At 71.1% G+C, this 26,254-nt stretch carries 23 protein-coding genes and 6 pseudogenes; 16 read left to right on the top strand and 13 right to left on the bottom strand.

Annotation, left to right across the window (positions count from 1 at the left end; translation table 11 throughout):
* From ABD993_RS02695 to ABD993_RS02685, 3 genes are all read left to right on the top strand, one after another.
* Positions 1 to 87, top strand: an 87-nt coding sequence (locus tag ABD993_RS02695; RefSeq protein WP_345412288.1) for an adenosylhomocysteinase, incomplete at its 5' end; no start/stop codon positions are given.
* An 81-nt stretch (positions 88 to 168) separates the two neighbouring features.
* Positions 169 to 1,098 carry an alpha/beta hydrolase gene (locus ABD993_RS02690; protein ID WP_345412283.1) on the top strand — a complete coding sequence of 310 codons (930 nt, stop codon included), beginning with the start codon at positions 169 to 171 and terminating at the stop codon, positions 1,096 to 1,098.
* Positions 1,099 to 1,296: 198 nt separating this feature from the next.
* Positions 1,297 to 1,506 carry a hypothetical protein gene (locus ABD993_RS02685; protein ID WP_345412282.1) on the top strand — a complete coding sequence of 70 codons (210 nt, stop codon included), beginning with the start codon at positions 1,297 to 1,299 and terminating at the stop codon, positions 1,504 to 1,506.
* 390 nt (positions 1,507 to 1,896) lie between these two features.
* Here the strand turns inward: ABD993_RS02685 and ABD993_RS36600 are convergent.
* Positions 1,897 to 2,097: pseudogene (locus ABD993_RS36600) on the bottom strand (IS256 family transposase); the annotation flags it as partial.
* A 23-nt stretch (positions 2,098 to 2,120) separates the two neighbouring features.
* Positions 2,121 to 2,609: a phenylacetaldoxime dehydratase family protein gene (locus ABD993_RS02680; protein ID WP_345412281.1), complete on the bottom strand. Its 489-nt coding sequence runs from the start codon at positions 2,607 to 2,609 to the stop codon at positions 2,121 to 2,123.
* 197 nt (positions 2,610 to 2,806) lie between these two features.
* Between ABD993_RS02680 and ABD993_RS02675 the strand changes: the two genes are divergently transcribed.
* On the top strand, positions 2,807 to 3,481 hold the full coding sequence (locus ABD993_RS02675; RefSeq protein ID WP_345412279.1) for a TetR/AcrR family transcriptional regulator: 675 nt from the start codon (positions 2,807 to 2,809) through the stop codon (positions 3,479 to 3,481).
* Positions 3,482 to 3,596: 115 nt separating this feature from the next.
* Here ABD993_RS02675 and ABD993_RS02670 read toward each other — a convergent pair.
* From ABD993_RS02670 to ABD993_RS02650, 5 genes and pseudogenes are all read right to left on the bottom strand, one after another.
* Positions 3,597 to 4,208 (bottom strand): annotated as a pseudogene (locus ABD993_RS02670) (transposase); the annotation flags it as partial.
* Positions 4,209 to 4,224: 16 nt separating this feature from the next.
* A pseudogene (locus tag ABD993_RS02665) lies at positions 4,225 to 5,013 on the bottom strand (DNA/RNA helicase domain-containing protein); the annotation flags it as partial.
* Positions 5,014 to 5,033: 20 nt separating this feature from the next.
* On the bottom strand, positions 5,034 to 5,324 hold the full coding sequence (locus ABD993_RS02660) for a hypothetical protein (protein ID WP_345412277.1): 291 nt from the start codon (positions 5,322 to 5,324) through the stop codon (positions 5,034 to 5,036).
* Positions 5,325 to 5,473: 149 nt separating this feature from the next.
* Positions 5,474 to 6,124 (bottom strand): DUF732 domain-containing protein, encoded by a 651-nt coding sequence (locus tag ABD993_RS02655; protein ID WP_345412275.1) that lies wholly within the window; start codon positions 6,122 to 6,124, stop codon positions 5,474 to 5,476.
* Between the two features lie 211 nt (positions 6,125 to 6,335).
* Positions 6,336 to 6,650 (bottom strand): helix-turn-helix domain-containing protein, encoded by a 315-nt coding sequence (locus tag ABD993_RS02650; RefSeq protein WP_345412273.1) that lies wholly within the window; start codon positions 6,648 to 6,650, stop codon positions 6,336 to 6,338.
* A 735-nt stretch (positions 6,651 to 7,385) separates the two neighbouring features.
* Here ABD993_RS02650 and ABD993_RS02645 point away from each other — a divergent pair.
* Positions 7,386 to 8,834 (top strand): annotated as a pseudogene (locus ABD993_RS02645) (IS1634 family transposase); the annotation flags it as partial.
* Positions 8,835 to 8,868: 34 nt separating this feature from the next.
* Here ABD993_RS02645 and ABD993_RS02640 read toward each other — a convergent pair.
* Positions 8,869 to 9,263: pseudogene (locus ABD993_RS02640) on the bottom strand (transposase); the annotation flags it as partial.
* A gap of 365 nt (positions 9,264 to 9,628) precedes the next feature.
* Between ABD993_RS02640 and ABD993_RS02635 the strand changes: the two are divergent.
* Together ABD993_RS02635 and ABD993_RS02630 are read left to right on the top strand one after the other, a co-directional pair.
* A complete protein-coding gene (locus ABD993_RS02635; RefSeq protein ID WP_345412271.1) occupies positions 9,629 to 11,569 on the top strand; it encodes an acetoacetate--CoA ligase in 1,941 nt (646 codons plus the stop codon).
* 21 nt (positions 11,570 to 11,590) lie between these two features.
* The gene (locus ABD993_RS02630; RefSeq protein ID WP_345412270.1) at positions 11,591 to 12,511 is read left to right on the top strand and encodes an NADP-dependent oxidoreductase; all 921 of its coding nucleotides are present in this window, start codon (positions 11,591 to 11,593) and stop codon (positions 12,509 to 12,511) included.
* Positions 12,512 to 12,565: 54 nt separating this feature from the next.
* On the opposite strand, the gene ABD993_RS02625 is transcribed toward ABD993_RS02630, so the two are convergent.
* From ABD993_RS02625 to ABD993_RS02615, 3 genes are read right to left on the bottom strand one after another with little or no spacing between them, the layout of a single operon-like run.
* Positions 12,566 to 12,946 (bottom strand): nuclear transport factor 2 family protein, encoded by a 381-nt coding sequence (locus tag ABD993_RS02625; protein ID WP_345412268.1) that lies wholly within the window; start codon positions 12,944 to 12,946, stop codon positions 12,566 to 12,568.
* A gap of 28 nt (positions 12,947 to 12,974) precedes the next feature.
* Entirely contained in the window at positions 12,975 to 14,798 is a 1,824-nt protein-coding gene (locus ABD993_RS02620) for an FAD-dependent oxidoreductase (RefSeq protein ID WP_345412266.1), read from the bottom strand.
* A 31-nt stretch (positions 14,799 to 14,829) separates the two neighbouring features.
* Complete coding sequence (locus tag ABD993_RS02615; RefSeq protein WP_345412265.1) at positions 14,830 to 15,678, bottom strand: fumarylacetoacetate hydrolase family protein; 849 nt, start codon at positions 15,676 to 15,678, stop codon at positions 14,830 to 14,832.
* A 163-nt stretch (positions 15,679 to 15,841) separates the two neighbouring features.
* On the opposite strand from ABD993_RS02615, the gene ABD993_RS02610 reads away from it, so the two are divergent.
* The 3 genes and pseudogenes from ABD993_RS02610 to ABD993_RS36595 form a co-directional block, all read left to right on the top strand.
* Entirely contained in the window at positions 15,842 to 16,771 is a 930-nt protein-coding gene (locus ABD993_RS02610; protein WP_345412264.1) for a VOC family protein, read from the top strand.
* Positions 16,772 to 16,875: 104 nt separating this feature from the next.
* Positions 16,876 to 17,622 carry an SDR family oxidoreductase gene (locus tag ABD993_RS02605; protein ID WP_345412286.1) on the top strand — a complete coding sequence of 249 codons (747 nt, stop codon included), beginning with the start codon at positions 16,876 to 16,878 and terminating at the stop codon, positions 17,620 to 17,622.
* Between the two features lie 102 nt (positions 17,623 to 17,724).
* Positions 17,725 to 17,898, top strand: a pseudogene (locus tag ABD993_RS36595) (EthD domain-containing protein); the annotation flags it as partial.
* Between the two features lie 410 nt (positions 17,899 to 18,308).
* Here the strand turns inward: ABD993_RS36595 and ABD993_RS02600 are convergent.
* Positions 18,309 to 19,322, bottom strand: a complete 1,014-nt coding sequence (locus tag ABD993_RS02600) for an NADP-dependent oxidoreductase (protein WP_345412262.1) — start codon at positions 19,320 to 19,322, stop codon at positions 18,309 to 18,311.
* A gap of 7 nt (positions 19,323 to 19,329) precedes the next feature.
* The gene (locus ABD993_RS02595; protein ID WP_345412260.1) at positions 19,330 to 20,013 is read right to left on the bottom strand and encodes a GntR family transcriptional regulator; all 684 of its coding nucleotides are present in this window, start codon (positions 20,011 to 20,013) and stop codon (positions 19,330 to 19,332) included.
* A 145-nt stretch (positions 20,014 to 20,158) separates the two neighbouring features.
* On the opposite strand from ABD993_RS02595, the gene ABD993_RS02590 reads away from it, so the two are divergent.
* Genes ABD993_RS02590 through ABD993_RS02565 form a run of 6 tightly spaced genes read left to right on the top strand, consistent with a single transcriptional unit; the run spans position 20,159 to position 26,233 of the window.
* Positions 20,159 to 21,046: a TIGR03619 family F420-dependent LLM class oxidoreductase gene (locus ABD993_RS02590; RefSeq protein WP_345412258.1), complete on the top strand. Its 888-nt coding sequence runs from the start codon at positions 20,159 to 20,161 to the stop codon at positions 21,044 to 21,046.
* A 31-nt stretch (positions 21,047 to 21,077) separates the two neighbouring features.
* Entirely contained in the window at positions 21,078 to 21,476 is a 399-nt protein-coding gene (locus ABD993_RS02585; protein WP_345412257.1) for a nuclear transport factor 2 family protein, read from the top strand.
* Positions 21,473 to 22,771, top strand: a complete 1,299-nt coding sequence (locus tag ABD993_RS02580) for a sugar ABC transporter substrate-binding protein (RefSeq protein ID WP_345412255.1) — start codon at positions 21,473 to 21,475, stop codon at positions 22,769 to 22,771. Before ABD993_RS02585 ends, ABD993_RS02580 begins: the two co-directional genes overlap by 4 nt.
* A 5-nt stretch (positions 22,772 to 22,776) precedes the next feature.
* Positions 22,777 to 24,294 carry a sugar ABC transporter ATP-binding protein gene (locus ABD993_RS02575; RefSeq protein WP_345412253.1) on the top strand — a complete coding sequence of 506 codons (1,518 nt, stop codon included), beginning with the start codon at positions 22,777 to 22,779 and terminating at the stop codon, positions 24,292 to 24,294.
* Positions 24,291 to 25,382, top strand: a complete 1,092-nt coding sequence (locus tag ABD993_RS02570) for an ABC transporter permease (protein ID WP_345412251.1) — start codon at positions 24,291 to 24,293, stop codon at positions 25,380 to 25,382. The genes ABD993_RS02575 and ABD993_RS02570 overlap by 4 nt, the downstream gene beginning before the upstream one ends.
* The gene (locus ABD993_RS02565) at positions 25,379 to 26,233 is read left to right on the top strand and encodes an SDR family NAD(P)-dependent oxidoreductase (protein ID WP_345412249.1); all 855 of its coding nucleotides are present in this window, start codon (positions 25,379 to 25,381) and stop codon (positions 26,231 to 26,233) included. Before ABD993_RS02570 ends, ABD993_RS02565 begins: the two co-directional genes overlap by 4 nt.
* Positions 26,234 to 26,254: the final 21 nt, after the last annotated feature.

The following is a 26,254-nucleotide window of genomic DNA, read 5'->3' as shown; positions in this document are numbered from 1 at the left end:
GAGCTCACCCCGCTGACGAAGGACCAGGCCGAGTACATCGGCGTGGACGTCGAGGGGCCCTTCAAGCCCGAGCACTACCGCTACTAGGGACGCGTGCGTGGGTGGCGGGCCCGTGCCCGCCGCCCACGCGGACCGGCTCGACGGTCCGGCTTCGAAGGAGTGCCCGCCATGACCCTGCATCCGGTGATCGCCGAGATCGTCGCTCGGGCGCGTGCGGCCTCGGGTGACCGAACTCCCGGGATCGCGGACGCTCGTGCCCAGCTCGACGCCGGCACGGCCGCGCTCGGCGCGGGTCCCGCTGTCCGACGGGTGGGGGACCAGGAGGTGTCGGGCCGACGCGGACCGATCCCGTGCCGGGTGTACGAGGACGGGGACGACCCCGCGGGCACCGTCGTCTACGTCCACGGGGGCGGATGGGCGATCGGTGGTCCGACGGCCTTCGACCCCTTCGCCCGGGCTCTCTGCCGGCGCAGCGGTGCCCGGGTCCTCCTGGTGGACTACGCGCTCGCCCCCGAACAGCCGTTCCCACGCGGGCTGGAGGACGTCGAGGACGCCCTGCGCTGGGTCGCCGAACGCTACGGGGCCGACGGCCCCTTGGTCGTGGTCGGCGACAGCGCGGGGGCGAACCTCACCGCCGCCGCGACGATCGGGCTGGCGGGCGAGGTGACGCCGGCCCTCCAGGTACTGATCTACCCCGTGGCCGACTGCCGCTTCGACCGGCCCAGCTACCTGCGGTACGGCGAAGGGCTCCTGCTGACCCGGACGGCGATGGAGGCCTTCTTCCGGATGTACGCGCCCGCCGACCAGTGGACGGACCCGCGGATCTCCGTGCTGCGCCACCCCGACCTCGCCCGGTCACCGCGCACCCGGGTGGTCACCGCGGAGTACGACCTGCTCCGGGACGAGGGGGAGGAGCTCGCCGAGGCACTCGCCGCGGCCGGGGTGGAGACGACCGTCCACCGCTACTCCGGTGTGCACCACGGCTTTCTGCGGCTGTTCGAGCTGGTCGACACCGCGGACGCGGCTCTCACCGATGTCAGCGCAGCGATCCACGCGGCCACGTCGCCGGCGAGGTCGGGTCGCTCACCCGGTGAGTGAGGTGGCCCGAGGAAGGCTCGGCCCCGGGCCCGCGCCGACAGCGGGACCCGACGGTAGGGCCGTAGGGGTTGGCGATGTCCGAGCGGGAGTCGTCGGCAGGCCGCACCCAGTGGCAGGTGCTGCGGTCGCCGGAGGCCTTCCCGGTGTCGGCTTCCCACGTCCGCGAACGATGGGACGACTTCCGACGATTTCTCAGCCATGCAGACCGAGAAGTGGGAGTACACGCTCGTCGACACGGTGATCTCCGCTTACAAGGCCACCGGGAACCAGGTTGGTGAGTGGCTGGGCACGCTGAACGCCATGGGCGACGACGGCTGGGAGATGGTGTCCGACACCATCATCTACGGGAAGGGCCGGAACGGCCGCCAATGGCCCATCCTGCTCTTCAAGAGGCGCAAGCCAAGCTGACTCGCACGCCCGCAACGAACGTTGTCGGTGGGACGAGATGGCGACCAGTTCACACCGCGGCCCGTATCAGAGCGCTTGCACTACACGGCCCCGTGGCTCCACTCCCAGCCGCCCAGCGCGACCCTCGTGGGTCATGCCGGCGACGACAGGCCCAACCATCAGGACGACGTCCGGGTCAGGAAGTCCTGGGTCTCCGCGTCGGTCGAGTACACAGCGGTCCCTCTCATCCCGGGGGGAGCACCTTGTAGGTGTTGCGGATGAGGGCTGGGAACTCCTCTTCGGAAGCCCGCTTCACCTGTCCGTCGAAGGAGCGATCCCGCCGGGAGACCCATGCGTCGCCTCGCCGGACGAGGTCGTGAGCAATCGTCGAGACCTGTGGATGAAGGTCTTTCAGGCGGTGGCGGGTTGTGGAGTGTCGTCGGGTCGCTCGACGAGCGTGTCGCTGGTGAACAGCGCGCCGGCACGGCCAGCGCGACCAGGTGCGGGCCTTTCACCGCGCCAGCGGTCCTGGGCGGCCTCGAAGAGCTTGAACGCCATGGTCAGTTCGGCCGCCCGTGATCCGGAGTCTCGGGTGATCTTGCTGCGGTGTCGCGCTGGGTAGGGCCGGGATCTTCTCAGTGGGCATTGCGGTCGCCCATCCGGTCGCGTCCCTTGGAGGATTTCCGCAACTCCCGGTAGGTGCCGGCGGCGGCCAGGCCCATCTGCGGCATATTGGCGTAGATGGCCTCGAACTGGCCGGCGGCGACCTTGTAGGTCTCGTGCCACACGCCGACGTGGCCGTTGTAGGCGGTCCGCTTGAAGAACGCCTTCTGGGCTGGCTTGTGCTGCAGGTCGGAGTTGTCGGCCCAGCTCATCAGCTCGTCGAAGGAGCGCCAGTACTGGATGAAGAACACAACGCGCCAGTCGCTCACGGAGAGCACGGTCATGGATTCGAGGAGCGGCGAGTTGGGGAGTGCCTTGGCCTCCTGGGTCATGGCAAAGGCCGCCCGCAGGACTGGCCACCACTCGTTCACCCGCCACAGCTGGTTAACCCGCAGCCCGATGAGTAAGACGACGAATTCATCGGGATAGTTCGCGGTGTAGCGGGCGGCCTTGATGTCCATCGGCGGGTCTCACTCTCGGTCAGATGAGGAAGGCTCGGGCGAAGCGGCGCAGCTGGACGTTGGGTGCCCCGGCCGCAAGGCACGGCACGCAGAACCGCTCGCCGGCCAGTCCCTGCTCCGACCACAACCTACGACAGACACAGTGTCATTACAAGACGTCGTTATAAGATGTCACCGTTGCGCGATAGCCTGTCTCGGTGGCCGTCCTCGACAAGCGCACCCGCGACGATCCCCGCCGTCGGGCGACCGAGCTTGCCTTCCTGCGCGCCACTGAGGCACTACTCGACGAGGGCGCATCGTTCGCGGACCTCAACGTCAGTCGCATCGCGGAACGCGCGGGGCGCACCCGCACGGCGTTCTACACGCACTTCGAGGATCGCCGTGAGCTGCTGCTGGCCCTGGTAGAGGAGGCCGGTGGCGAGGGGCTGGCCGCGATCACGCCGTTCCTGGCGGCCGACGGCCGCGACGAACACGACGAGCTCACGGCATCGATCCAGGGGCTTTTAGCGACCTTCCGCGAGCACGCCAGCCTCGTGCGGGCGGTCATCGAAGCAGCGGGCTACGACGACGCCGTGGCCGCCTACTGGGACGGCATCGTCGGCCGTTTCGTCGACGCCGCGCGCGAGTGGCTGCGGGCGGCGGGACTCGACCAGGATGAAGCCGCGGCGACCGCCACCGCTCTCGTGTGGATGACCGAGCGCACGTGCTACCAGCAGGTCGTCCGCGGCACCACCGGTCTCGACGACCAGGCGGCGGTCGTCGCCATCAGCGAAGTGTGGTGGAGCGTCCTTCGTCCCACCCGTGCAGGCCGGGTGGGCAGGAGGGACGAAGCCTCGATGCCGAGTCCCTTGCCGGCAGAACCTCGATCGTGATCACCCACCGACCGTCCCATCATCGCCGCCCCTCATCTCGTCCCTTGGACCACGGCGAGGTGACGCAGCGCTCAACTGTCAGGAGCAATCGTCGAGACCTGTCGATGAAGATCTTTCAGGCGGCTGTCGGTCGGTGGTGGTCGTCCGGTCGTTCGACGTGTTTGCCGTTGATGAATGTCGCTCCGGCGCGGACTAGCGCGACGAGGTGGGGCGCGTTGACCGCGCGCCACCGGAATTGAGCGGCCTCGATGAGCTTGAACGCCATCGCCAGCCCCGCTGCCCGCGAGCCGGGTCCCCGGGTGATCTTGGTCCGGTGCCGGACCGTGGCGAAGGTCGACTCGATGGGATTCGTGGTGCGCAGGTGGATCCAGTGCTCGGCCGGGAAGTCGTAGACCGCCAGCAGCTCATCGACGTCGTTGGTGATCTTCGCGACCGCCTTGGGGAACTTCGCCCCGTAGGCGGCCTCGAACGACTTCACCGGGTCGAGGGCGCGGCGGCGGTCCTCGGCGTTCCAGATCTGTGCGAGCGCCTTCTTCGCCGCGGGATGCGCCGATTTCGGCAGCGCACCGAGGACGTTTGCGATCTTGTGGAACCAGCAGCGCTGCTCGCGGGTCGCCGGGAAGACCTCGCATAGCGCGCCCCAGAACCCGAGCGCGCCGTCGCCGACCGCGAGCACCGGGGCCCGCATCCCGCTCCGGGCGCAGTCGCGCAGCAGGTCCGCCCAGGTGGGCGACATCGATGAGCTCGTTGACCTGCCGTTTCGCTGCCGCCCTGGCTGAAGCACGCGTGAAACGGTTGACGCTGGTCTCGCGGATGCGGTGGGCCTCGTCGCCGATGAGGACGTCGAGTGAGTTGGGCTGCTCCCCGATGAAGCTGTTGAAGTACAGGAACAGGGACTGCGTCCGCTTGCTGCGCGAACCCACGACGATCTTGCGAAGGGTCTGGGTGAACGAGGCCGAACCGGTCGCGTGGATGACGCGTCGACCCTTACGGGCAGGGTCACCGAGCAGGCTCAGCGCCAGCACGCTCTTCCCGGACCCGGGACCGCCGAGGACGATCACCGCGGTCTTGGTGTTGTTCCGGTCGGCCTCGGCCACAGCGTGCTCGACGACGTTGTACGCCACCTGCTGTTCGTCGAGGAGGACGAACTGCTCGCGATTCGTGACCTCTGCCGCGGCGAGGGTCAGCAGCGGCTTCGTCGGTTCGGTTCGCGCGGTGGGAAAGTCGTCGGCTGCCTCGCGGCACGCCTCAGCCGTGGAGGGGTCGGTGTCCAGGAGACGCTTGAGCTCCTGGACCAGTGCTGCGCGCTGTTCGCCGGTGTACAGGCGGCCGTACGCGTCGGGCGCTGGGCCGTCGAGGGCCCAGTTCGAAGCACCGGGGTCATGGAGGTAGGCGATGCCGTGCAGGTCGCCGTGCGCGAGAGAGGGCACGTAGTCGACGAGGTACTGGCAGTACGAGCGGACCTGATCGATGGGGTGGAGAACGGGTTGTCGCCCGTACTGCGGGACCGTCACCAGCCCGTCCGGGCGCATCGTCGCGGTCGTCCACTGCTTCAGCTCGACGACGACATGGAAGGCCGCCTGGTCTTCGGGTGGACGCCGCAGATCACGACGTCGGCGCGCTTCGGGCTGAATGGCAGCTTGTGCTCGAGGAGTTCCTCGACGTGCCCGAGCCCGGCCTCGTCGAGATCCTTCAGGAGCGGCGGGAGGCTGTTCTGCCACGAGCGGACCTCCCCGGCACCCGCTCCGGACTGGAACTGGATTCGTGCCTGAGCCTTCAGGAGCTCGTGCAACTGATCGGCCTTGTCCAGCATCGGCGCGGCGCGGTCACGGACCAGAGCCACCAGGAAACCCTCACGAAGGCACGTGTCATCGGCGTGCGGGTGGGGGCGTCATCGAGCGGAGGCTCGGCGCCCGTCGGGCCGCGACGAACAGCCTACGGATCTCGTCGAGCCGCCACGATTCGGACTCGTGGACGGCCTTCGTGCCGAGATCAGCCCTGCTTGCTCCAGGTGCAACCGCCGGAGAGCTCGACGACCTCGCCCATCTTCGTGGTGAAGCGCGACGGTCCGCTGCCGTAGTTGTTGGCGATGATGTCCGAGCCGGAGTCGTCGGACAGCCGCGCCCAGTAGCAGGAACCGCCGTCACCCGAGGTCTTCCAGGTGCCGGCCTCCAGGTCCTCGCCGACGAGGTAGGTGCCGTCGGAGACGGTCCCCGAGGCAGGGCCGGTCGAGGAGGCGCCGCTGGAGGTGGCGGAGCCCCCGGTGGTGGTGGACGGGAAGGTGTACTGCGGGCAGAGGTTGCGGTGGGCGGCGTCGACGATGATTCCCATGACCTGGGGGCCGAGTCTGGACTGGCCGAGCTGGGCGACGAGGTCCCTGCGGGTGTACTGCTGATAGGCCATGACCTCGCAGGCGCCCCTGCCGATGGTCGTCATCTCGACATCGGACATCGTCGAAGTGAGGCCGGGGGTGTCGAGGATGTCGGCGACGTAGGCCTGCTCCGGGGTGCGTTGGAGCGCAGGCGGCGGGTTCGCCGTCGAGTTAGGGGACGAGGTCGAGGTGACCGGCGCAGGGTCCCCGCCGGCGGTGAGCGCGACGACCAGCGCGGCGACGGCCGCGACCACTACCACCGCTCCGGCCACGAACGGCCACTTCCTGCGGTTCGGTGGGGGAGGGGGCGGACCGGCCTCCGGAGAACGCTGGTGCGGGATCTGCAGTGTCGGGCTGTCGTCTCCGGACCACTGCGGTTGTGGTGGCCCCGACGGAGCTGTCGGCTGCTGACCGGTCGTCATCGAACGTCCCCCCGAGCTGCGGATTGGAATCTCAGTACGTATCGGCACGGCGAAATAACCGTTAGCGCCCGGCAAGGGCGCTGATCAATTCTGACGACTGTGGCTTCAGGCTGGTCGGCGGAGTGCGGCAGTCATGCCGTCGGGGCTCGCTGTCCCGATCTGTCCCGATCGCGTCCTCGATGAGCTGGTCGATGACCTGCGTGGGGACGAGGTAGCGGGCTCGGATTCGGACCGCGGGGAACTCCTCGGCGCGGATGGCCCGGTAGAGGGTGGAGGTGTCCACCCTCAAGAGTTCGGCGGCTTCGCGGTCTGCGGAGGCGACCCGGGCTGCGCAGACCTTGAGGTGTCGCGACACTTGCGCCGTGGCCCGAGGCATGGTGGGCCTTGGTGTCCTTCTCGCGGCCGCCCACCCTGCTGCGGCGGATGTCGACGATCTCCTCGTCGAGGTGCAGTCTGCCGAAGCGGAGGCCGCGGAGCTCGCCGCGGCGGATGCCCGTGGTCATGACGAGCCAGATGAGGGTGCCCCAGTCGTCGTCCAACACGAACGCTCGGTCGAGCAGGATCGCGGCCTCGCGGGGTGTGGGCGGGTCCGGCTCGGGGACCTTGGGGCGGGGGATGCGGGTGCCGCGGGCGAGGTTGGTGTCCAGCCGGCCCCAGCGCACAGCGCTCTGCACGGTGCCACTGATGACCCAGCGCATCTGACGGACCGTGGAGGCCGCGAAGGGCTGGCAGACGTGGTCTCGACGGCCGCGGCGGGGTGTGCAGCGCAGGCGGCAGCGTCTCAGATCGGCGTAGAACTGCTCCAGGATGCGGGGACTGAGGTCGCGCAACGGCATGTCGCCGAAGGTCGGCAGGGTGCGGTCGAGGAGGCCGCAGTAGGCGCGGCGGATGCTCTCCTCGAGCTCGGCGGCCCGGAGCCACTCACCGGAGGCCTCGCGCAGGGACACCGAGCTCTCGACGGTGCGCGAGACGTCGACGCGGAGCAGGAGGCGGGTGAGGGCCTTCTCAGCCTGTCTGCGGGCGGCTGCGTTGGTCCCGTGGACGGTCGCCGTGAGGTAGGCCCGGCGGCCGTGACGGGGTCGGTTCCGGCCGAGACCTGCACCTGCGGCGACCCGCCGCGGGCGCGGATGGTCCCGCGTCGGCGGGGGTCGGAGGGGTGTTCGGCGGGCCGCTGTTCGACCTGCTTGACGGGGTCTACACCTCGTTCGGGTTCGACGAGCTCGATGACGATGTCTTCCGTGACCTGGTACTCGCCCGGGTCGTCGAGCCCACCTCGCTGCTCGATGTCGGAGGAGTCCTGGCCGACATGGGCCGGCAGTCGGCCTCTTATCCGACGCTGTGGCGCACCCTGCGCCGCGCAGCCCAGACCGACGACACCGACACCGCCCCCGACAGTGGCGTCGAGTCCGGAGTGGACGAACTAGTGTCGACCGGCGCTGGAGGTGGTTCTACTGCCTGTTCTTACCGTGACCGGATCGCTGATCTGTGCTTCGCGCACGCCTTGAGCTGCGGTGATGTCAGTCTGGTGCTCTACGACGTGACCACCCTCTACTTCGAGGCGGAGAAAGAAGACGGGCTGCGCAAGGTCGGGTTCTCCAAGGAACGCCGGGTCGACCCGCAGGTCGTCGTCGGGATGCTGGTCGACCGCAACGGCTTCCCGCTCGAGATCGGCTGCTTCGAGGGCAACAAGGCCGAGAAGCTGACCATCGTCCCGATCATCGAGGCGTTCAGGTCCCGACATCGCATCGAGAACATGATCATCGTGGCGGACGCGGGCATGCTGTCCGCCGCGAACCTGACCACCCTCGACGAGGCCGGGTTCAAGTTCATCGTCGGGTCGCGGCAGTCGAAGGCGCCGATCGACCTGGAGTCGCATTTCCACTGGCACGGCGACGCCTTCGACGACGGCCGGCACGTCGACACGATCACCCCGAAACGGGGCGCGAACCTCGCCAACGACACCGCGCTGCGCGCCGAGCCGGTCTGGGACCCGACAGCGCATCCAGGCTCGTGGCGGGCGGTCTGGGCCTACTCGGCCAAGCGGTTCGCCCGAGACAACCGCACCCTCAACGCCCAAGAGACCCGGGCCCGCGAGGTCGTCAACGGCGACAAGACCGCCCGCACGCCGAGGTTCGTCCGCAATGCCGGCGACGGGCAGGTCCTCGACGAGAGGGCCCTCGCCCGAGCCCGACGGCTGGCCGGGCTCAAGGGCTACGTCACCAATCTGCCCGCCACCGTCATGAACACGGCCGAGATCATCGGCGCCTACCACGACCTCTGGCAGGTCGAAGCGTCGTTCCGGATGAGCAAGACCGACCTGGCCGCCCGCCCGATGTTCCACCGCACCCGCGACAGCATCGAGGCCCACCTGACCATCGTGTTCGCCGCTCTCGCCGTCGCCCGCACCGCCCAGACCCGCACCGGGCTGTCCATCCGGCGACTCGTCCGCACGCTGCGGCCGCTGCGCTCAGCCACGATCGCCGTCAACGGCGCCGAGCACACCTTCCCACCCCGGATCCCGGCCGACCTTGAGCCCGTCGTCATGGCCCTGCGCGCCTGACCCCGTCACGCACCAAGGCTCCTGATCAACCTCTTTTGGGGATGCCGGTGTCGGCGCCGAGGGCCTTGACCAGGTCGTCGACCTTGCGGGTGGACACCCCGTGCAGGTAGGCCTCCATCACCACGGCGAACAACGCCTGGTCCACCCGGCGGCGACGCTCGAGCAGGCTGGGGAAGTACGAACCGGTGCGCAGCTTCGGGATCCGCAGTTCAAGGTCCCCGGCGGTGGTGGTCAACGTCCGCAGCCGGTGCCCGTTGCGCTGGGCGGTGCGGGTGTCGGTTGCGCTCGTGCAGAGCGGCGCCGATGGTGTCGGTGAGCTCGGCCTCGATCACGCCTGGTCGTCTCCGCCGCAGTACGGACACGGTCACCGACATCGGCGGCCTTGAGTGCGTCGAGGACTTCGAGCAGGGCAGACTGGTCCACAGTCATCGCGTGGCACCTCTCTACGAGTTCCTTGGCGGGATCACGCAGGGACTCACGCGGTGGCCCTTCCTACGCGCTCAGCCACGCCGGAACGACCCCGGACTTCCACCACCACCGGGGACGCAACCCCGCCGCGGCGGCCTCGCTTTCGGTGAGACGCCCCATCTCTATGGCCAATCGGTCGTTGACAAGGTGGCCGGGAGCCCCGCTGGCTCGTACCCATCGGTCTTGACCCGGGTTCGAACCCCCTTGCGGGTGCCGAACAGCACCTCGCCGACCCTCTCGTTGAGCTCCGAGCCGCCCTGCAGCCGCTGGCCGGCACAATCTCGAGATAATTGAGAAGAGTCGCGTTTCGTGATGTACTTGGACCTGTGGACGACGGCGATCATGAGTTGCTCTGGTCTCCGACCGACGCGACGCGCGAGGCGGCGCGCATCACGGCCTTCATGGAGTGGCTCCGGCGGGAGTGTGGTGTCGGGTTCGAGCACTACCGGGACCTGTGGGAGTGGTCGGTGGCCGACCTCGAGGCGTTCTGGGGCTCCGTCGCGTCCTTCTTCGGCGCCACGTTCGCGACCCTGCCGGACCGCGTTCTGGGGGACCGGACCATGCCCGGTGCGACCTGGTTCCCCGGCGCCAGGCTCAACTACGCCGACCACGTCCTCGCCGCCGACGGGGACGGGCCCGCGCTGGTGGCGGTGCACGAGGGCGGCGGCGTCGAGGAATGGGGGCGGGACCGGCTCCGGGACGAGGTCCGCGGCTTGGCCGCCTACCTGCGGGAACAGGGCGTGGAGCCGGGTGACCGGGTGGTTGCCTGCCTCCCGAACGGGCCGGAGGCCGTAGTCGCGTTCCTCGCCACGGTGAGCCTCGGTGCGGTCTGGGCGATCTGTGGCCCCGAGTACGGCGTCGCGGCCATCACCGCGCGTTTCGCTCAACTGAAGCCGGCCATTCTGGTCGTGGGGACGGGCCACACCTACAACGGTCGCCTCCACGGCCGGGTGGCCGAGATGCGTGAGCTCAGGGCGGCCCTGCCCACGGTCCGGGCCTTCGTGGCGGTGGGGGAGGGGCTCGACGAGGCCTCGCCCTGGCAGGAAGCTGTGGCGACGCCGGGTGTCCTGGAGCCCGTCCCCGTCGCGTTCGACCATCCCCTCTGGGTGCTCTTCTCATCCGGCACCACCGGCGTGCCGAAGGGGATCGTCCATGGCCACGGCGGGATTGTGCTGGAGCACCTCAAGTTCTTGGGCCTGCATGTCGATCTGGGCCCGCGCGACCGGTTCTTCTGGCACACCTCCACGAGCTGGATGATGTGGACGATCGTCGTCTCCGGGCTCCTCACGGGCGCGACCGTGGTTCTGTACGACGGCAGCCCCACGGTCCGCGGGGAGGACCGGCTCTGGCCGATCGTGGCCGAGCAGGGCGTCACGGTCTTCGGGACCAGCGCGGCCTACCTGCACGGATGCATGCAGGCAGGGCTCACGCCCGCGCGGGAACTGCCGCTGGGCGGGCTGCGGGCGCTGCACTCGACCGGGTCGCCGCTGTCCGCCGACGGGTTCCGCTGGGCCCACGACCAGGTCGGAGGGCACGTTCCCGTCGTCTCGGGCAGCGGTGGGACGGACGTCGCGAGCGGGTTCGTCGGTGGGTGCCCCCTGCTGCCGGTCCGGCTCGGCGAGATCCCCGGCCCCTGCCTCGGGGTGGACGTGCACGCCTGGAACGATCTGGGTGAGACCGTGGTCGGCGAGGTGGGGGAGCTGGTCGTGACGTCCCCGATGCCGTCGATGCCGCTGTTCTTCTGGAACGACCCGGACGGCGCGCGATACCGGTCCTCGTACTTCGACACCTTCCCCGGGGTCTGGCGCCACGGGGACTGGATCGAGTTCACCGAGCAGGGTGGAGCGGTCATCCACGGCCGCTCGGACGCGACGCTCAATCGGCAGGGTGTCCGGATGGGGACGGCCGAGATCTACCGCGCCGTCGAGGCGTTCCCGGAGATCACCGAAGCGCTGGTGGTCGGCGTCGAGGAGCCCGACGGCGGCTACTGGCTGCCGCTGTTCGTGGTCATGCGACCCGGCTGGGTCCTCGACGACGCGCTCCGCCTGCGGCTCGCCGAGGCCATCCGCCGGGACGCGTCGCCGAGACACGTGCCGGACGACATCGTCGCCGTGCCGGGGATTCCGCACACGATGACGGGCAAGAAGCTCGAGATCCCGGTCAAGCGGCTGCTGCAGGGGCGGGCCCCGGCGGTGGAGCCCGATGCCGTGGACGACCCCGAACTGTTGACGGCGTTCGCCCGGTTGCGGCGCCGCCCCCGAGTCTGACGAGAGAGAAGGACCGAACCAGTGCCGTTGGCCGCGCAGTTCTCCGAGTACGGAACCACCGACGAGCTCACGGTGGTCGAGGTCCCCGACAAGTCCCCCGGGCCGGGCCAGGTGCGGCTCGCGGTGCGGGCGGCAGGGGTCAACCCGATCGACTGGAAGCTGCTGTCGGGTGCGATGCGAGCGCAGATGCTGCTGCAGCTTCCCGCTGGCCTGGGCTCGGATGTCGCGGGCGTCGTCGACCAGCTCGGGGAGGGAGTGTCCACCTGGCAGGTCGGCGACGAGGTACTCGGCAGCTCGGCGTCTCCGGCGTTCGCGCAGTCGGCCGTCGCGGACGCGGGTGCGCTCGTCGCCAAGCCGGCGGGCCTGCCGTGGGAGGTCGCGGGCGGGATCGCGGGAGCCGGGGCGACGGCCTGGACCGTGATCGACGATCTCGCCCTCGCCGCCGGTGAGACCCTGCTCATCCACGCCGCCGCCGGTGGGGTCGGGACGATGGCCGCCCAGGTGGCGCTGGCCCGCGGGGCCAGGGTGATCGGCACCGCGGGCCCGGACAAGCACGAGCTCCTCCGGTCGCTGGGGGTGGAGCCCGTGACCTACGGCGAGGGCCTGGCCGACCGGGTACGAGCGCTGTCCCCCGCGGGTGTCGACGCCGTCCTCGACGCTTCCGGTCGCGGTGAGATCCCCGTCTCGATCGAGCTGGCCGGTGGGCCGGAGCGGGTCCTGACCCTGGTGGCGTTCGACCAGGCGGCGTCCGGGGTGCGGATCCACGTCGGTGGCGGTGGAGCGGACAGCGCCCCTGCCGTCGCGGGCATCGTCGGCCTCATCCAGGAGGGCCGTCTGCGGGTGCCGGTCGCTCGCACCTTCCCCCTCGCCGACGTGGCCGCCGCCCTCGAGCTGAGCCGCGCCGGCCACGTCGCCGGGAAGCTCGTGGTGCTCCCGGTCTGAGCAGCAGAGGGCCCCGGACCCGTGCACAGGTCCGGGGCCATCTGCTCGTTCGGCCTAGTCGGCGAAAATCGGGGCGATGTCCATGTAGATGCGGTAGTCGTGCACCTTCCCGTCCCGCAGCCGGAACAGGTTGCTGCAGGGGAGGGTGTGCTCGCGGCCGTCGTGCCGCCGGTAGTGCACGTCCATGATGGCGACGACCGTGCCCTCCTCGACCTCCCACAGCGAGATGATCTGGTGGCGGATCCCGGCGAGGGAGGCGAGGAACTGCTCGCTCGACGCGACGAACTCGTCCTTGCCGATCACGGGATCGGCGCTGCCGAACCGGAAGTGGAGATCGTCCGTGACGTAGCTGCCGACGGCGTTCGCGTCCTGGTTGTCCACGGCGGCGAAGAGCTCCCGGACGAGCTGGGGTGCGGAGGTCCGTGCTGCGGTCATGTCGACTCCTTCGTCGGGTGGGCTGATGTCAGGCAGGGGCGGCGACGGGCCGGCGACCCGGTCGGGCCGGCTCGGGGAGACCGAGGGTCCGGCTGACGACATCGCAGAGCAAGGCGGCCGGCTCGGGTTCGAGGTGGGTGGCGCGCCAGGCGATGTGACGGTCGGGGCGGACGAGGACGCAGCCGTCGGGATCGACCTCGCGCAGCGACTCCCACTCGCGGTAAGGGTCCGCCGGGCCCGCGCCCGTCCTGCCGATCACGTGGACGCGGATCGGCACGCCGGTCTGTGCGGAGACCGCGGCCGCTGCGGGGATCCAGCCTTCCCCGCTCGGCCCGGTGAGCAGCGCGAACTCGAGGCCGTCGACGAGATCGAGGGTCGACAGGGCGGCCCCGTCGAGCTCCAGCCGGGCGTGGGGGAGGCGTGCGCCGGGCGCGGTCGTCGGGTGGTAGACGAGATCGTCCGTGGCGTTGTCCGTGCCCGGAGCCCCTGCGGGTTCCGGCACGAGGGCTCCTTCCGGGTACCGGTAGCCGAGCTCTAGGCCGTGGGCGTTGAACTGGTGGTCGGTGAGGGAGATCGCGTCGCGGAGCGCGGCTCGCCGCGCGCGGCCCTCGGCCCCGGGTGCGTCGAGGCCGGCCAGGGCCGTCCAGCCCTCGTCGGTGGACTGCCCGGGAACCAGCCCGAGAGCGGCGTCGACGGTGGCCATGTCGCCGAGGCTGGTGATGGCCCGCCCCACGCCCCGGGCGCCGACGGGCTGACGCTCGGTGCTGTAGGTGTCCAGCAGCGAGGTGCCCGCCCGCCCGTCGAGCACGAGGGCCAGCTTCCACGCGAGGTTGTACGCGTCGGCCACCGACATGTTGAGGCCGAGCCCGTTGGTCGGTGGGTGCCGGTGCACGGCGTCGCCCATGCAGAAGGCCCGCCCGCGCGAGTAGCGCGGCGCCACCTGGGCGTTGACCTGCCAGCCTGCCGTGCCCTTGATCGTCACCGGCAGGTCGTCGTCGCCGACGGCCGCGCGGACCCGCCCGACGAGGTCCTCCGTCGTCAGCTCGGCGAGATCGTCCTCGTCGGGGTCGTACATGAAGACCAGGACGAACTCGGTGAACGGCTTGTGGCAGATGATCGTGCCCAGGCGCAGCGGCGGCAGCGGTCCGGGCATGACGTTCCAGATCAGCACCCCGGGCCGGTGTGCCAGGTAGGGCGCGAGATCGGCCTCGAACCAGACGTTGGCGGCGTGGGCGAGCCCGGCCGGGCCCTCGACAGTGAGCCCGGTCTGCTGCAGGACCCGGCTGCGGGCACCGTCGGCGCCGATGAGATACCGGGCCCGGACGACGTGCTCGGTGCCGGACTCGCGGTCCCGCACGACGGCGGTGACGCCGTCGGCGTCCTCGGTGAAGCTCTCCAGCTCCACCCCGAACCGGATGTCGGCGCCGGCGTCCCGGGCGGCCTCGACCAGCATGGGTTCGAAGACCGTCTGCGGGCAGTTGGCCATCGGGCACGGGCTCGCGGCCCGGTAGTTCCCCGCCACGCGAGCACCCGTCCCCCAGGTCTCGGACCGCACGACCTCGCGGCCGGCGAGGCTGGTGACCCACAGGTTGTTCCGCATCAGCTCCTGCGGGGTGGCGACCGCCAGGAACCGGTCCTCGATCCCCAGGTGCCGCATGATCTCGACCGTCCGCTGGTTCACGATGTGCGCCCGCGGGGTGTGCGCGGTTCCGGGATGCCGCTCCACGAGCAGGCTGTCGACGCCGTAGCGGGCCAGTGCCAGGGACGACACCAGCCCGGCCGGACCACCTCCGACGACGAGGACCGGGACTTCGGTCGGGAGGTGGCGGGCCGAGGGGTGTTCGTGCGTCACTGCGGACTCCTCTGTGTTCGGACCGCCGGGATCAGGCCGGCACGGCGGCGCGGCACTCCTGCCGGATCTCGCCGACGCCCTCGATCCGGCTCACGACGACGTCACCCGGCGAGAGGAAGCGCTTCGGGTTGCGGGCTGCCCCGACCCCGGCCGGAGTTCCGGTGAAGATCACGTCGCCCGGTCGCAGCGGGCAGATGGCGGAGAGCACGGACACGAGCTCGGGCAGCGACCACACCATGGCCGACGTCCGCCCCTTCTGGACCTGCTCGCCGTTGATCTCGCAGACCAGCTCCAGGTCGTCGCGATCGGGCAGCTCGTCGGGGGTGACCAGCCACGGGCCGATCGGCCCGAACCCGGCGTAGGACTTGCCGAGGGAGAACTGGGGAACGGGTCCGGCCGACTGCACGGTGCGTTCCGAGTAGTCCTGACCCACGCAGACCCCTGCGACGTGCGACCACGCGTCGGCCACGGACACAGCGTCCGCCGGCTCGCCGATGATCGCCACGAGCTCGATCTCCCAGTCCACCGCGCCGCTCGGCAGCGGCAACGGCGTGAACGGGCCCGCCAGCGACGAGACGAACTTGGTGAAGGTCGGCGGGACGACGTCCCGCTCGGCCTCCATCCCGGACTCGGCCGCGTGGTCGAGGTAGTTCAGGCCGATCGCGAACACCTGCTCCGGCTGCGGCGCGACCAGGCCGAGCCGGCTCTCGTCGACCGCGAACTCCTCCGCGCCTGCGGTCCCGCCCGAGTCCACCCACTGCCGGAAGCCCGACCACTGCTGGTACAGCTCGGCGACCGACGGGCCGAAGCGGCCTCCGCTCGCTGTCGCCACGTCGATCCCGACGCCGCTCGCCCGCATCACCGTGGCACGTCCGGACACCGAAGCCAATCGCACGCCGACCTCCGCTAGTCACGTCGTTGTGCCGCGAGACAACCAGCTGCGGAGAGACAAGTCAACAAATATCTCGAGATTTGTAGGCTTATGCGATGTCGGGCGTGTACGGTCCGGTCGAGCGAAGAGGCTCGGGCGAAGGGATAGCGGCATGGCACTGCACCGACTGACGTCGATCGCCCTCGGGGTGCCGGACGCGGCAGCCGTCGGGGACTACTACGAGCAGTTCGGACTCGTCCGCGGGTCCGGTGGCCTCTTCACCACCGAGGACGGCGGCAGCAGCCTGACGCTCGAGCCCGCGCAGCACCGGCAGCTGCGTCGCCTGGGCGTGGGCGCCGACGATCCGGACGACATCGCCCGGATCGACTCGGCGCTGGCCGCGCTCGGCATTCCCGCCGTCGTCGCCCGGGACGGGCGGACACTGCGGACGCGGGAACCGGTGGCAGGGTTCGTCGTCGAGGTCGGCGTCGCTCCGCGCCACTCCCCCGAGCCCGCCGAGCCGGTGCCGCTCAACGGGCCAGGCCGCGCCGAGCGCCCGAACGTCCGAGCGCCGGGGATCCTGCGTACGGGCCCCGTGCGGCCGCACCGCCTCGGCCACGTGGTGATCGGGACGACCGATCGGGTCGTGACCCAGCGCTTCTTCGTCGAGGGCCTCGGCTTCCGGGTCAGCGACACGGTCAAGGAGTTCGCCGCGTTCCTGCGCTGCTCTCCCGACCACCACAACGTCTTCGTCCAGGCGGCCCCGGTCAACTTCCTGCACCACACGGCCTGGGAGGTCGATGACGTCGACGAGGTCGGGCGGGGAGCGATGGGCATGCTCGAGGGGCACCCCGAGCGGCACGGGTGGGGTCCCGGCCGGCATTTCCTCGGTTCGAACTTCTTCTGGTACCTCCGCGATCCCGCGGGCAACTTCGCCGAGTACTTCTCGGACATGGACGCGATCCTCGACGACCAGCTCTGGACGCCGGACGACTGGGAGGGGGTCAAGGCGATGTACGCCTGGGGCCCCGAGCCCTCGCCGTCGTTCCTGCAGCCCGAGGACGTCGTGGCGCGGATCGTCGGCGCCCATTCGGCGGGCTGAGGTGACTCTCGTGCGCGGACTCGATGGGAAGGTCGCCGTGATCACCGGAGTCGCCCGGGGTCAGGGTCGCAGCCACGCGATCCGGCTCGCCTCCGGGCGTCGACATCATCGGGCTCGACATCTGCCGCAACATCCCGGGAATCGAGTACGACCTGGCGACCGAAGCCGATCTCGAGGAGACGGCGCAGGCGATCGAGCGGGAGGGTGCCCGGGCCCTGCTCCGAGTCGCCGATGTCCGCGACCCGGAGGCGGTCCGCGCCGTGGTCGACGAAGGAGTGGCGGCGTTCGGTCGGCTGGACGCCGTCGTGGCGAACGCCGGTGTCGTCGCCGCCGGGGCCGTCGGGGCGATCCCGGCCGAGATGTGGCGGACCGTCGCCGAGATCGACCTGGACGGCGTGTGGCACACGATGACCGCCACCGTGCCGCACATCAGGGCGGGTGGCCGTGGCGGCGCGATCCTGCTGATCAGCTCGATCGCCGGGCTGGCGCCGCTCACCCACCTCACCCACTACGCCGCGGCGAAGCACGGGGTCGTGGGCATCATGCGGAGCCTGGCCAACGAGCTGGGGCCGGAGTTCATCCGCGTCAACACCGTGAATCCGACCAACGTGGACACGGCGATGATCCACAACTCGTTCGGGTACCGCCTGATGATGCCGGACGTCGAGCGGCCGGGGCGGGCGGACGCCGAACGGCCGGACGGCCCCTACGCCCGTCCGCATGCCATCCCCGTGCCCTGGGTGGACCCCGCGGACGTGAGTGCGGTGGTCGCCTTCCTGCTGTCCGACGAGGCTCGCTACATCGCGGGCGTGGCCGTACCCGTCGACGCCGGCTGGCTCGTCAAGCACTGACGCCGCGGTGATCACCACGTTCGCGTTCTTCCGGAGGCGGGCGGACCTGACCCTCGAGACCTTCGGCGCCCACTGGCGGGACGTCCACGGTCCCTGGTCGGCGTGCTCCCGTACCTGCGCGGGTACGTCCAGAACCATCGGTACCCGGCACCGGCCGGTCCGTCGGACGAGGGGTGGGACGGCGTGGCCGGGTTCTGGTGGGACGACCGCGAGGCGGCGGCGCGGCCGGCGACCGATCCGGCGTTCACGGAGTCGGGGCTCCGGGACGAGCCGAACTTCCTCGACCCGGAGTCCCTGCGCAGCGTGGTGACGGAGCCGTTCCCGGTGTCCGGACCCTCCCGGCCGCTGCCCGATCCGGCCGTGAAGGTCCTGCTGGCGCTGCGGTTCCGGGCCGGGTCGGTGGGTCCGGGTGTCGTCGAGGCGACCCGGCGGCACGCTGCCGTCGAGGCGGCCGCCGCGGGTGCCGACCGGGCGCTGCTGCACATTGCTCTGCCCGGACAGGAGCCGGTCGCCGACGCCGTGGTCGAGATGTGGTGGCGCGATCCGCGCGGCTATGCCCGATGGTCGGCGGATCCGACCCCGCGCTCGAGCCCGGGTGGGGTGGCTCTGATCGACGCGGAGGCGTCGGCGACGTTCGTGGCCCGCGCACACCGTGATCGCCCCACCAGGCTGCTGAGCCGGCCCGCTTATGCGGGATCGGCGACCCGCACGAGACTGCGCCCCAGGTTGCGCCCCTCGAGCAGCCGGACGAGCGCCGCGGGCGCGTCGTCGAGGGTCGGGGCGATCTCCTCCAGATGGCGCAGCCTGCCGTCCGCGAGCCAGGCCGCCAGCCGTGCGGCCACCTCGTCGAGCCGGTGCAGGTGGTCGGTGGCGAGGAAGCCCTCCATCCGGACCCGTTGCACCAGCAGTCGGCGTTCGAAGCGCGGACCCGTGGCCTTGCCGTCCGGGGGGAGACTGATCGTGCCGCAGACCGGGATCCGGGCGCCGACGGCCACGTTCTCCAACGCCGCGTCGAGGGTCCGGCCACCGACGGAGTCGAAGTAGATGTCGACGCCCGCCGGGCACTCGCGGGCGATGGCCGCCGCGAGGTCCGGCTCGGCCCGGTAGTCGATGGCGGCGTCGAACCCGAAGGTGTCCAGGCAGATCCGGCGCTTCTGCTCGGACCCGGTCAGGCCCACGACGCGCGCACCGTGGATCGAGGCGAGTTGTCCCGCGGTCGCTCCGACGGCTCCGGCGGCGGTGCTCACCAGTGCCGTGGCACCGGGTCCGGGCCGGCCGATCTCGACCATGCCCACGTACGCGGTGAGCCCGGTGATCCCCAGCACCCCGAGCGCGGTGGAGGGCGGTGCGAGCCGCGGATCCACCCGTCGCTGGATGTCGGTCCCGGCCAGAACCGCCCACTCCTGCCAGCCGGTCATGCCCACCACGAGCTCGCCGGGCCGGAACCCCGGATCGCGGGACCGGACGACCTCGCCGAGCCCGAAGCTGCGCATCGGTTCGCCGACCGGCACCGGCTGCGCGTAGTTCGGCCCGTCGACCAGCCAGCCGCGCATCGCGGGATCGACCGAGACCGTCAACGTCCGCACCAGCACCTCACCCGCCGAGAGCTCCGGTCGCGGGCCCACCCGGGCGGCGAAGTCCGACTCCGCGGGCGGGCCGGAGGGTCGTCGGAGCAGGACGATCTGCCTGTTGGCGCCCACCCTGGCATCAGCCGGCCCGGGACGGCGCCCCGGAGAGCGCCCCGACCCGGCTCATGATCCGCAGGGTGTGCTCGTAGTGCTCGGTGAGCAGCCGCACGGCGAGCTCGGCGTCGCGGCCCACGGTGGCCTCGAGAATGCCTCGATGCTCGCCGGCCACGTCACGGTCGGGCTCGTCGCCCAGGGGCCCGGACCAGCACCGGTACATCTCCGTGGCGTCCCGGAACTGGTCGGCGATCTGCAGCAGGCGCCGGTTCGGGCAGGCGCTGAGCAGGCAGTGGTGGAAGTTCCAGTGCGCCCTCATCCAGTCGTCCTGGATGGCGCCGTCGTCGTCCATGGAGCGCGACCCGGCCAGCGTGTGATGGGCGGCCACGAGCGTGGACTCCCACTGCAGGTCGCCGTGCTCGATCGCGGCGCGCAGCGCCGTCGACTCGACCAGCACCCGGGCCTCGGTGAGGTGCTGCAGGTCCTCGACGGAGATCCGGGCGACACGGAAACCGCGTTGCGGCTCGGAGACGACGAGGCCCTCGCCGGCCAGCCGGGGAAGGATCTCCCGCAGGACGCCGCTACTGATCCCGTAGTCCTGGCACAGCGTGGCCGAGAGCAGCCGGGCTCCCGGCTGGTGTCGCCCGCTGAGGATGTCGGTGCGGAGCCGGCGGTAGATCTCGTCGACCCGCGTCGTGGCCTGCGCCATGTTCGCAGTAAAGCACATCTGGAGCGCAAAGCTCAGATTCTCGAGAATTTCTTGACTCTGCGAGAGCCGCATGCTTGTGTGTCGCTCGACACCGGAGCAGGGCGAGGACGGCCGGCGGCTCCGATCGCGGACGAGGAGGTCTGCCATGCGATTCACGTTGTGGAACACCGGCGCCGACCCCGGGGAGTTCTTCGCTCTCGCCCAGGCCGCCGAGGGCTGCGGCTGGTCGTCGATGTGTCTCAACGAGTCGGTCTTCCAGCCGATCGACGTGGCGAGTCGTTACCCGTACACCCCGGACGGCATGCGCTTCTGGCCGACCGACTCGCCCTACCTCGAGCCGATGACCCTGCTGCCGGCCGTCGCGGCCGCGACACAGCGGCTCCGGGTGTACCCGTTCGTCACCAAGCTCGTGCTGCGGGATCCGCTCCTGCTCGCCAACCAGGTCAAGACGGCCTCGTTGCTGTCGGGGGGCCGGTTCTCGCTCGGTGTCGGAATGAGCTGGATGCGCGAGGAGTACGCCTTCTGCGGCATCGACTGGGCAAGCCGCCGGCAGCGGTTCGTCGAGATGATCGAGATCGTCCGGCTGGCCGTGACGGGAGCGGTGGTCGAGTACCACGGCGAGATCTTCGACCTGCCGCCCTTCCAGCAGGCGCCGGGCATCCAGGCGCCGGTCCCGGTGCTGGTCGGCGGGCACCGGCCGTGGAGCCTCCGCACCGCGGCCCGGATCGGCGACGGCTGGTGCGGCGTCCCCGGCCCGATCGACGAGATCATCCGGACCGCGACCGAGGTGCTCGCCCTGGTCGACGAGGCCGGCCGCGACCGATCGGGGTTCGAGATCCACGCCGGCGCTCTCGACGCCGTGACCGTAGACGACTATCGGCGCCTGCGCGATGCGGGGGTGACCGACGCCGTCGTCATGCCCTGGCTCGGTGGCGATCTGGCCGCCAGCGCGGGCGACAGCGAGCTCGCCGTGCGTGCGCACAAGATCGACGCCGTCAAGCGGTTCGCCGACACCGTGATCGACGCGCTCTGAGCGCGCCCGTCCCCGAACCGAGGAGGATCTGGTGACCACCGAGACCGAATCCGGCACCGCCGTCCTGGCCGACCGTTTCACCGCGGCCATCGCCGCGGCCGACATGACCACGATGCGCGAGCTCTACACCCCCGACGCGGTGATCTGGCACTGCACCGACGGGATCGAGCTGTCCGTCGACGAGCTGGACGGGCTGCTCACGGCCATCGGCTCGGTGTCGACCTGTGCGATCGAGGTGACCTCCCGCCAGCCGACGGCCCAGGGCTTCGTGCAGACGCAGGTCAACTCCTACACGCTGGCGGACGGCGGAGCCGTCGTCCTCCGCTGCGCCCTGCTCGTGCGGACCCGCTCGGGGCGCATCGAGCGTGTCGACGAGTACCTGGACGGCGCGGCGCTGGCACCCCTCCTCGCGGCACTGCCGACCACGTGACACGACCCCACCCGGTGCCCGGCCAGAGCCGGCCCGGCACCGCCGAACGGAAGGACGACATGGTGATGATGTGCGTGCGCCGAGCATGGCGCAGACCCCTGGGCGTCGTTGTCGCCGTTCTTGGCATCGCGCTCGCCGCCTGTGGAACCTCCACCCAGGCCGGGCCCGCAACGGGCGCCGGTGCGACCTACTCGCCCCTCGCGCAGCAGGTTGCCGACCTGGCAGCCGGCAAGCTCCTCTACGGTCCGACCAGCGGTGTCGTGGATCCGGCCCAGCTGCGCGCGCCCCAGGCGTCGGACATCAAGGCCGTCCCCTTCAGCGCGGCGGGGAAGAACCTCAAGATCGCCGTGGTGAGCTGCGCGGCGATCTCGCCGCAGTGCCGGCACACGTCCGACATCACCGCGGCCTATCTGGCCGAGCTGGGGATCGCGTCGCAGATCTTCTCATCGGACTACACCCCGGCCGGCAACCAGCAGGCCATGAACTCGGCCCTGGCCTACCAGCCGGACGCGATCATCGAGTACGCGGTGGCGCCCAGCACCATCGGCGCGCAGATCGCCGAGGCGCAGAGCCGCAGGATCCCGGTGATCGGCGGAATCGCGACCAAGGCGACCGACGGGGGGAACCTCGACGCGTACGTCCCGCAGGGCTCGAACCTCTACCAGATCGCGGCCGCGGCGCAGATGACGGTGGCCGGTCGCGGCGCCGTCAACGTGCACTGGCTCAACGCGCCGGAGTTCCCGCAGCTCGAGGTCGGGGCCGGCACGGCCTTCCTGAAGACCGTCTGTCCCGGCTGCGGGCTCAGCGAGGGCACCGAGACGGCCGCGCAGGTCACCAACCCCGTGCAGATGGGGCAGCTGGTCACCTCGATCATGCGCGCGAACCCCGACACCACCTACCTCACCCTGGCCTCGGCCTGCGCGGATCTGCAGTCGGCCGCGGCGGCACTGCGCCAGCAGCAGCGCGGCACCCTCGTCGCCGGGGGATGCGGCTCGTCCGCGATCGCCGCCATGAACGCGGGCAACCTGCCCTTCGCCACGGGCAGTGTGGAGCCGTGGACGGCGCTCGCGTCGATCGACCAGGCGTTGCGGCTCATCTCCGGTCAGCCCGCGCTGCCCGAGAGCGAGACTGGTCCGGCCGCCTACCTCGTGACCCCGCAGAACACACCGGACCGCGGGACGACGGGTGACTACGGTGCCCTGGACCGCTGGACGGTGTCGCTGTTCGACTACGTGGCGCCCTACAGCGCGGCGTGGGGCGCGGACCTGTCCGGCGTCGTCGCGAGCGAGAAGTAGGCCCGGTGGTGACAGCTCCCGCCCACACCGACCAGGGCGCGACGCCGCCGGCGATCGAAGCCCGCGGGGTCGAGAAGGTCTACGGGGCGACGGTCGCGCTCGCCGGGGCCGAGCTCGTGACCCGTCCGGGCGAGATCCACGCCCTGCTCGGGGAGAACGGAGCCGGCAAGTCGACGCTCGTCCGCATCCTGGCCGGGGTCGAACGCGCGGACGAGGGCACCGTCCGGCTGCTCGGCGAGCCCGTCGACGGCGTGCCCCCGGCGTCGGCCGCCTTCATCCACCAGGATCTCGCGCTCTTCCAGAGCCTCACGGTGGCCGAGAACGTCGCGGTGGTGGGCGGCTACGCCCGCCGCCTCGGCCTCGTCGACGACCGCGCGACCCACCGCAGGGTGGGGGAGCTGCTGGATCGGCTCGGCATGGACATCGACCCGCGGGCCCTGGTCGGCGAGCTCCCGCTCGCCGACCAGACCGCCGTGGCGGTGGCCAGGGCGCTCTCCCACGGGGTCCGCCTCATCGTGCTCGACGAGCCGACCGCCTACCTGGAGGCGAAACAGGTCCGGAACCTGCTCAGGCTGCTCGGCAGGCTCCGCGACGAAGGCGTCGCGTGCCTGCTCATCACCCATCGCGCGGGCGACGTCCTGGACTGGTGCGACTCGTTGACGGTCCTGCGCGACGGCCGCACTGTGGCGTCGCGCCCTGCCGCCGGCCTGGCCGAACGCGACCTCGTCGAGCTCATCAGCGGGGAGCTGCCGACCGTCGGGCAGGAGCGGGCGGCCGCTCCGGTCGCTGTCGACCCCGGTGAGCCGCTGCTGGAGCTGGACGACGCCCGGGCCCCCGCCTTCGGGCCGCTGTCGCTGACCGTGCGCCGCGGCGAGATCGTCGGGCTCTGCGGGCTAGCCGACTCGGGCGCCTTCGAGGTGGGCAGGGCCGTCTTCGGGCTCACAGGCCTGACCGGGGGGCGCATGGTGCTCGACGGCCGCGAGGGCGCCCCGCCGTCGCCGGCGGCGGCGGTCACGGCGGGTATCGCGTACGTCCCGTCCGAGCGGCGGGCAGCCGGGATCGCCGAAGGACTCTCGGTGCGCGAGAACATCTTCATGCGGCCGGGTGATCGCTGGTTCACGCCGCTGCGGCCCCGCCGCGAGCGCCGCCGGGCCGTCGAGCTGGTGACCGCGATGGGCGTCTACCCGCCGTTGCCCGAGCGCCCGATCACGGCGTTCAGCGGCGGGAACCAGCAGAAGGCGGTGCTCGCGAAGTGGTTGCGGACCGAGCCGCGCCTGCTCGTGCTCAACGACCCGACGGCCGGGGTCGACCTGGCGGCCAAGGCCGACATCCACCGGCGGCTGCGCGCGATGGTCACCGAGCGCGGGCTCGGCGTACTGCTGATCAGTTCCGACTTCACCGAGGTCGCCGAGCTGGCCGACCGCGTCCACGTCATGCACCGCGGCCTGGTCGCGGGCGAGGTGGACGGGCGGTTGACCGGCCCGGGTGAGCTGGTGACCCTCGCCTACGGAGGAACGTCATGACCCAGACCCAGCCGGAGCGGGCCCTGCGAACTCCGCCGGAGCGCCGCCCCCGCACGGTCACCGCGGACGGGGGTGCCACGCTGCACCTGTTCGGCCGGTTCGGGCTGCCGATGCTGCTGGTCCTCGTCGTCGCCCTGTTCTCGTTCTGGAAGCCGGCGAGCTTCTTCGCCTGGTCCAACTTCAACGCCACCTTCGCCCAGCAGGCCATTATCGTCATGGTGGCGCTCGGCGCGATGGTGCCGCTCATCGTCGGGGAGTTCGATCTCTCGATCGGGGCGAACGCGGGCTTCGCCGCCATCCTCACCGTGGGGCTCAGCGAGCTGCAGGGGCTCCCACCGTGGCTCGCGATCCTGCTCGCCGTGGCGGCGTCGGCCGTCATCGGCCTGCTCAACGGCCTGATCATCACCCGGCTGCGGGTCAACTCCTTCGTGGCCACCCTGGGGACGGCGACGGCGATCGGCGGCATCGGGCAGCTCTACACTGATCAGCGCGACATCCAGAGCGTGCCGCCGGAGCTGCTCACGATCGGCCGGGCGACCTTCGCCGGCCTGCCGATCACCGTCATCGTCGCCGTCGTCGTCGCAGCGTTACTGGCGGTGGTCCTGCAGCTGCTCCCGATCGGCCGCCAGCTCCTCGCGGTCGGGGCCAACCGCAAGGCGGCCGAGCTCACCGGGATCCGCCCGGAGCTGCGCATCGTGACGGCCTTCGTCATGGGCGGGGTGATCGCCGGGATCGGTGGGGCGCTCTACGGCGCCAACCTCGGGGCCGCCGGGAACCAGACCGGCGCGACACTGCTGCTCCCGGCCTTCGCCGGCGCCTTCCTGGGCTCCACCACGATCACGCCCGGCCGCTACAACGTGCTCGGCACGCTGGTCGCGGTCCTGCTGCTCGCCTTCACCGTCTCCGGCCTCGAGCAGGTCGGCGTGCAGCCCTGGATCGAGGCGGTGGTGCAGGGGTTCGCCCTGATCGCCGCCGTCGGGTTCTCGTCCTGGGCCATCCGCCGGCGGACACAGCTCATGCGCAACGCCCAGCTCGCTCTGCTCGCGGCGCAGGACACCGCGGCCCCCACCCCGAAGGAGCCCGCATGAACAGGTTCGCCGGCAGGGTCGTGGCGATCACCGGAACCGGTGACGGTCAGGGAAGGGTCGCCGCGCGCCGTTTCGCCGCGGAGGGCGCGCTGGTCGTTGGCGCTGACCTCGACGCCGCCGCCGCCGCCCTCACCGAGAAGCTCGTCCGCGACGACGGGCGGGAGATGCTCTCGGTCGCCGGGGTCGACCTCACCGACGAGGCCGACGTCGTGCGGTTCGTCGGCGCGGCGGCGGACCGCCACGGCCGGATCGACCTGCTCTACAACAACGCCGCCGCGGCTCGCCTCGGCGACGTCACGCACACGTCGGAGGCCGACTTCGACTTCACCTTCCGCGGCGTCGCCCGCATTCCCTGGCTGCTCACCAAGCACGCCGTCCCGCACCTGCGGGCCGGGACCGATCCCGCGATCGTCAACACCGCCTCGGTGTCGGGCATCGTCGGGGCCGGGATGGTCGGCAACGCGCCCCTCCTCGCGGCGTACGGCGCCGCGAAGGCCGCGGTCATCCGGCTGAGCCAAATCTGCGCGGTCGAGCTCGCCGCCTCCGGGATCCGGGTCAACTGCATCTCGCCCGGCTTGATCGACACCCCGGCCGTCGCCGGCATCCTCGGGACGGGCGTCGACGACCGACTCCGCGGCTGGCACGAGGAGCAGACCCTCGTGGGGCGCATCGGCACCCCCGACGACGTCGTCTCGGCCGCGATGTTCCTCCTCTCGTCGGACGCCTCGTACATCACCGGCCACAACCTGGTCGTCGACGGTGGCTGGGTCGCGTCCGGGGGAGCGGGCCGCCCCCATCGCGACGTGGTCGAGGCCCTCGAGGCCTCGCTCGCCGCCGGCCTGCGCTACTGACCCACACCCGACCGTCGGAAG

The sequence above is a fragment of the Pseudonocardia xishanensis genome (assembly GCF_039541715.1).
GTDB lineage: Bacteria > Actinomycetota > Actinomycetes > Mycobacteriales > Pseudonocardiaceae > Pseudonocardia > Pseudonocardia xishanensis.
The sequence above is the reverse complement of the archived record's forward strand: the minus strand, read 5'-3'. Positions and strand labels throughout refer to the sequence as shown.

Coding starts and splice junctions, on each gene's coding strand:
- ABD993_RS02690 (WP_345412283.1), top strand. CDS start 169: ATGACCCTGCATCCGGTGATCGCCGAGATCGTCGCTCGGGCGCGTGCG.
- ABD993_RS02685 (WP_345412282.1), top strand. CDS start 1,297: ATGCAGACCGAGAAGTGGGAGTACACGCTCGTCGACACGGTGATCTCC.
- ABD993_RS02680 (WP_345412281.1), bottom strand. CDS start 2,609: ATGGACATCAAGGCCGCCCGCTACACCGCGAACTATCCCGATGAATTC.
- ABD993_RS02650 (WP_345412273.1), bottom strand. CDS start 6,650: ATGCCTCGGGCCACGGCGCAAGTGTCGCGACACCTCAAGGTCTGCGCA.
- ABD993_RS02625 (WP_345412268.1), bottom strand. CDS start 12,946: ATGACCGCAGCACGGACCTCCGCACCCCAGCTCGTCCGGGAGCTCTTC.
- ABD993_RS02610 (WP_345412264.1), top strand. CDS start 15,842: ATGGCACTGCACCGACTGACGTCGATCGCCCTCGGGGTGCCGGACGCG.
- ABD993_RS02595 (WP_345412260.1), bottom strand. CDS start 20,013: ATGGCGCAGGCCACGACGCGGGTCGACGAGATCTACCGCCGGCTCCGC.
- ABD993_RS02590 (WP_345412258.1), top strand. CDS start 20,159: ATGCGATTCACGTTGTGGAACACCGGCGCCGACCCCGGGGAGTTCTTC.
- ABD993_RS02570 (WP_345412251.1), top strand. CDS start 24,291: ATGACCCAGACCCAGCCGGAGCGGGCCCTGCGAACTCCGCCGGAGCGC.
- ABD993_RS02565 (WP_345412249.1), top strand. CDS start 25,379: ATGAACAGGTTCGCCGGCAGGGTCGTGGCGATCACCGGAACCGGTGAC.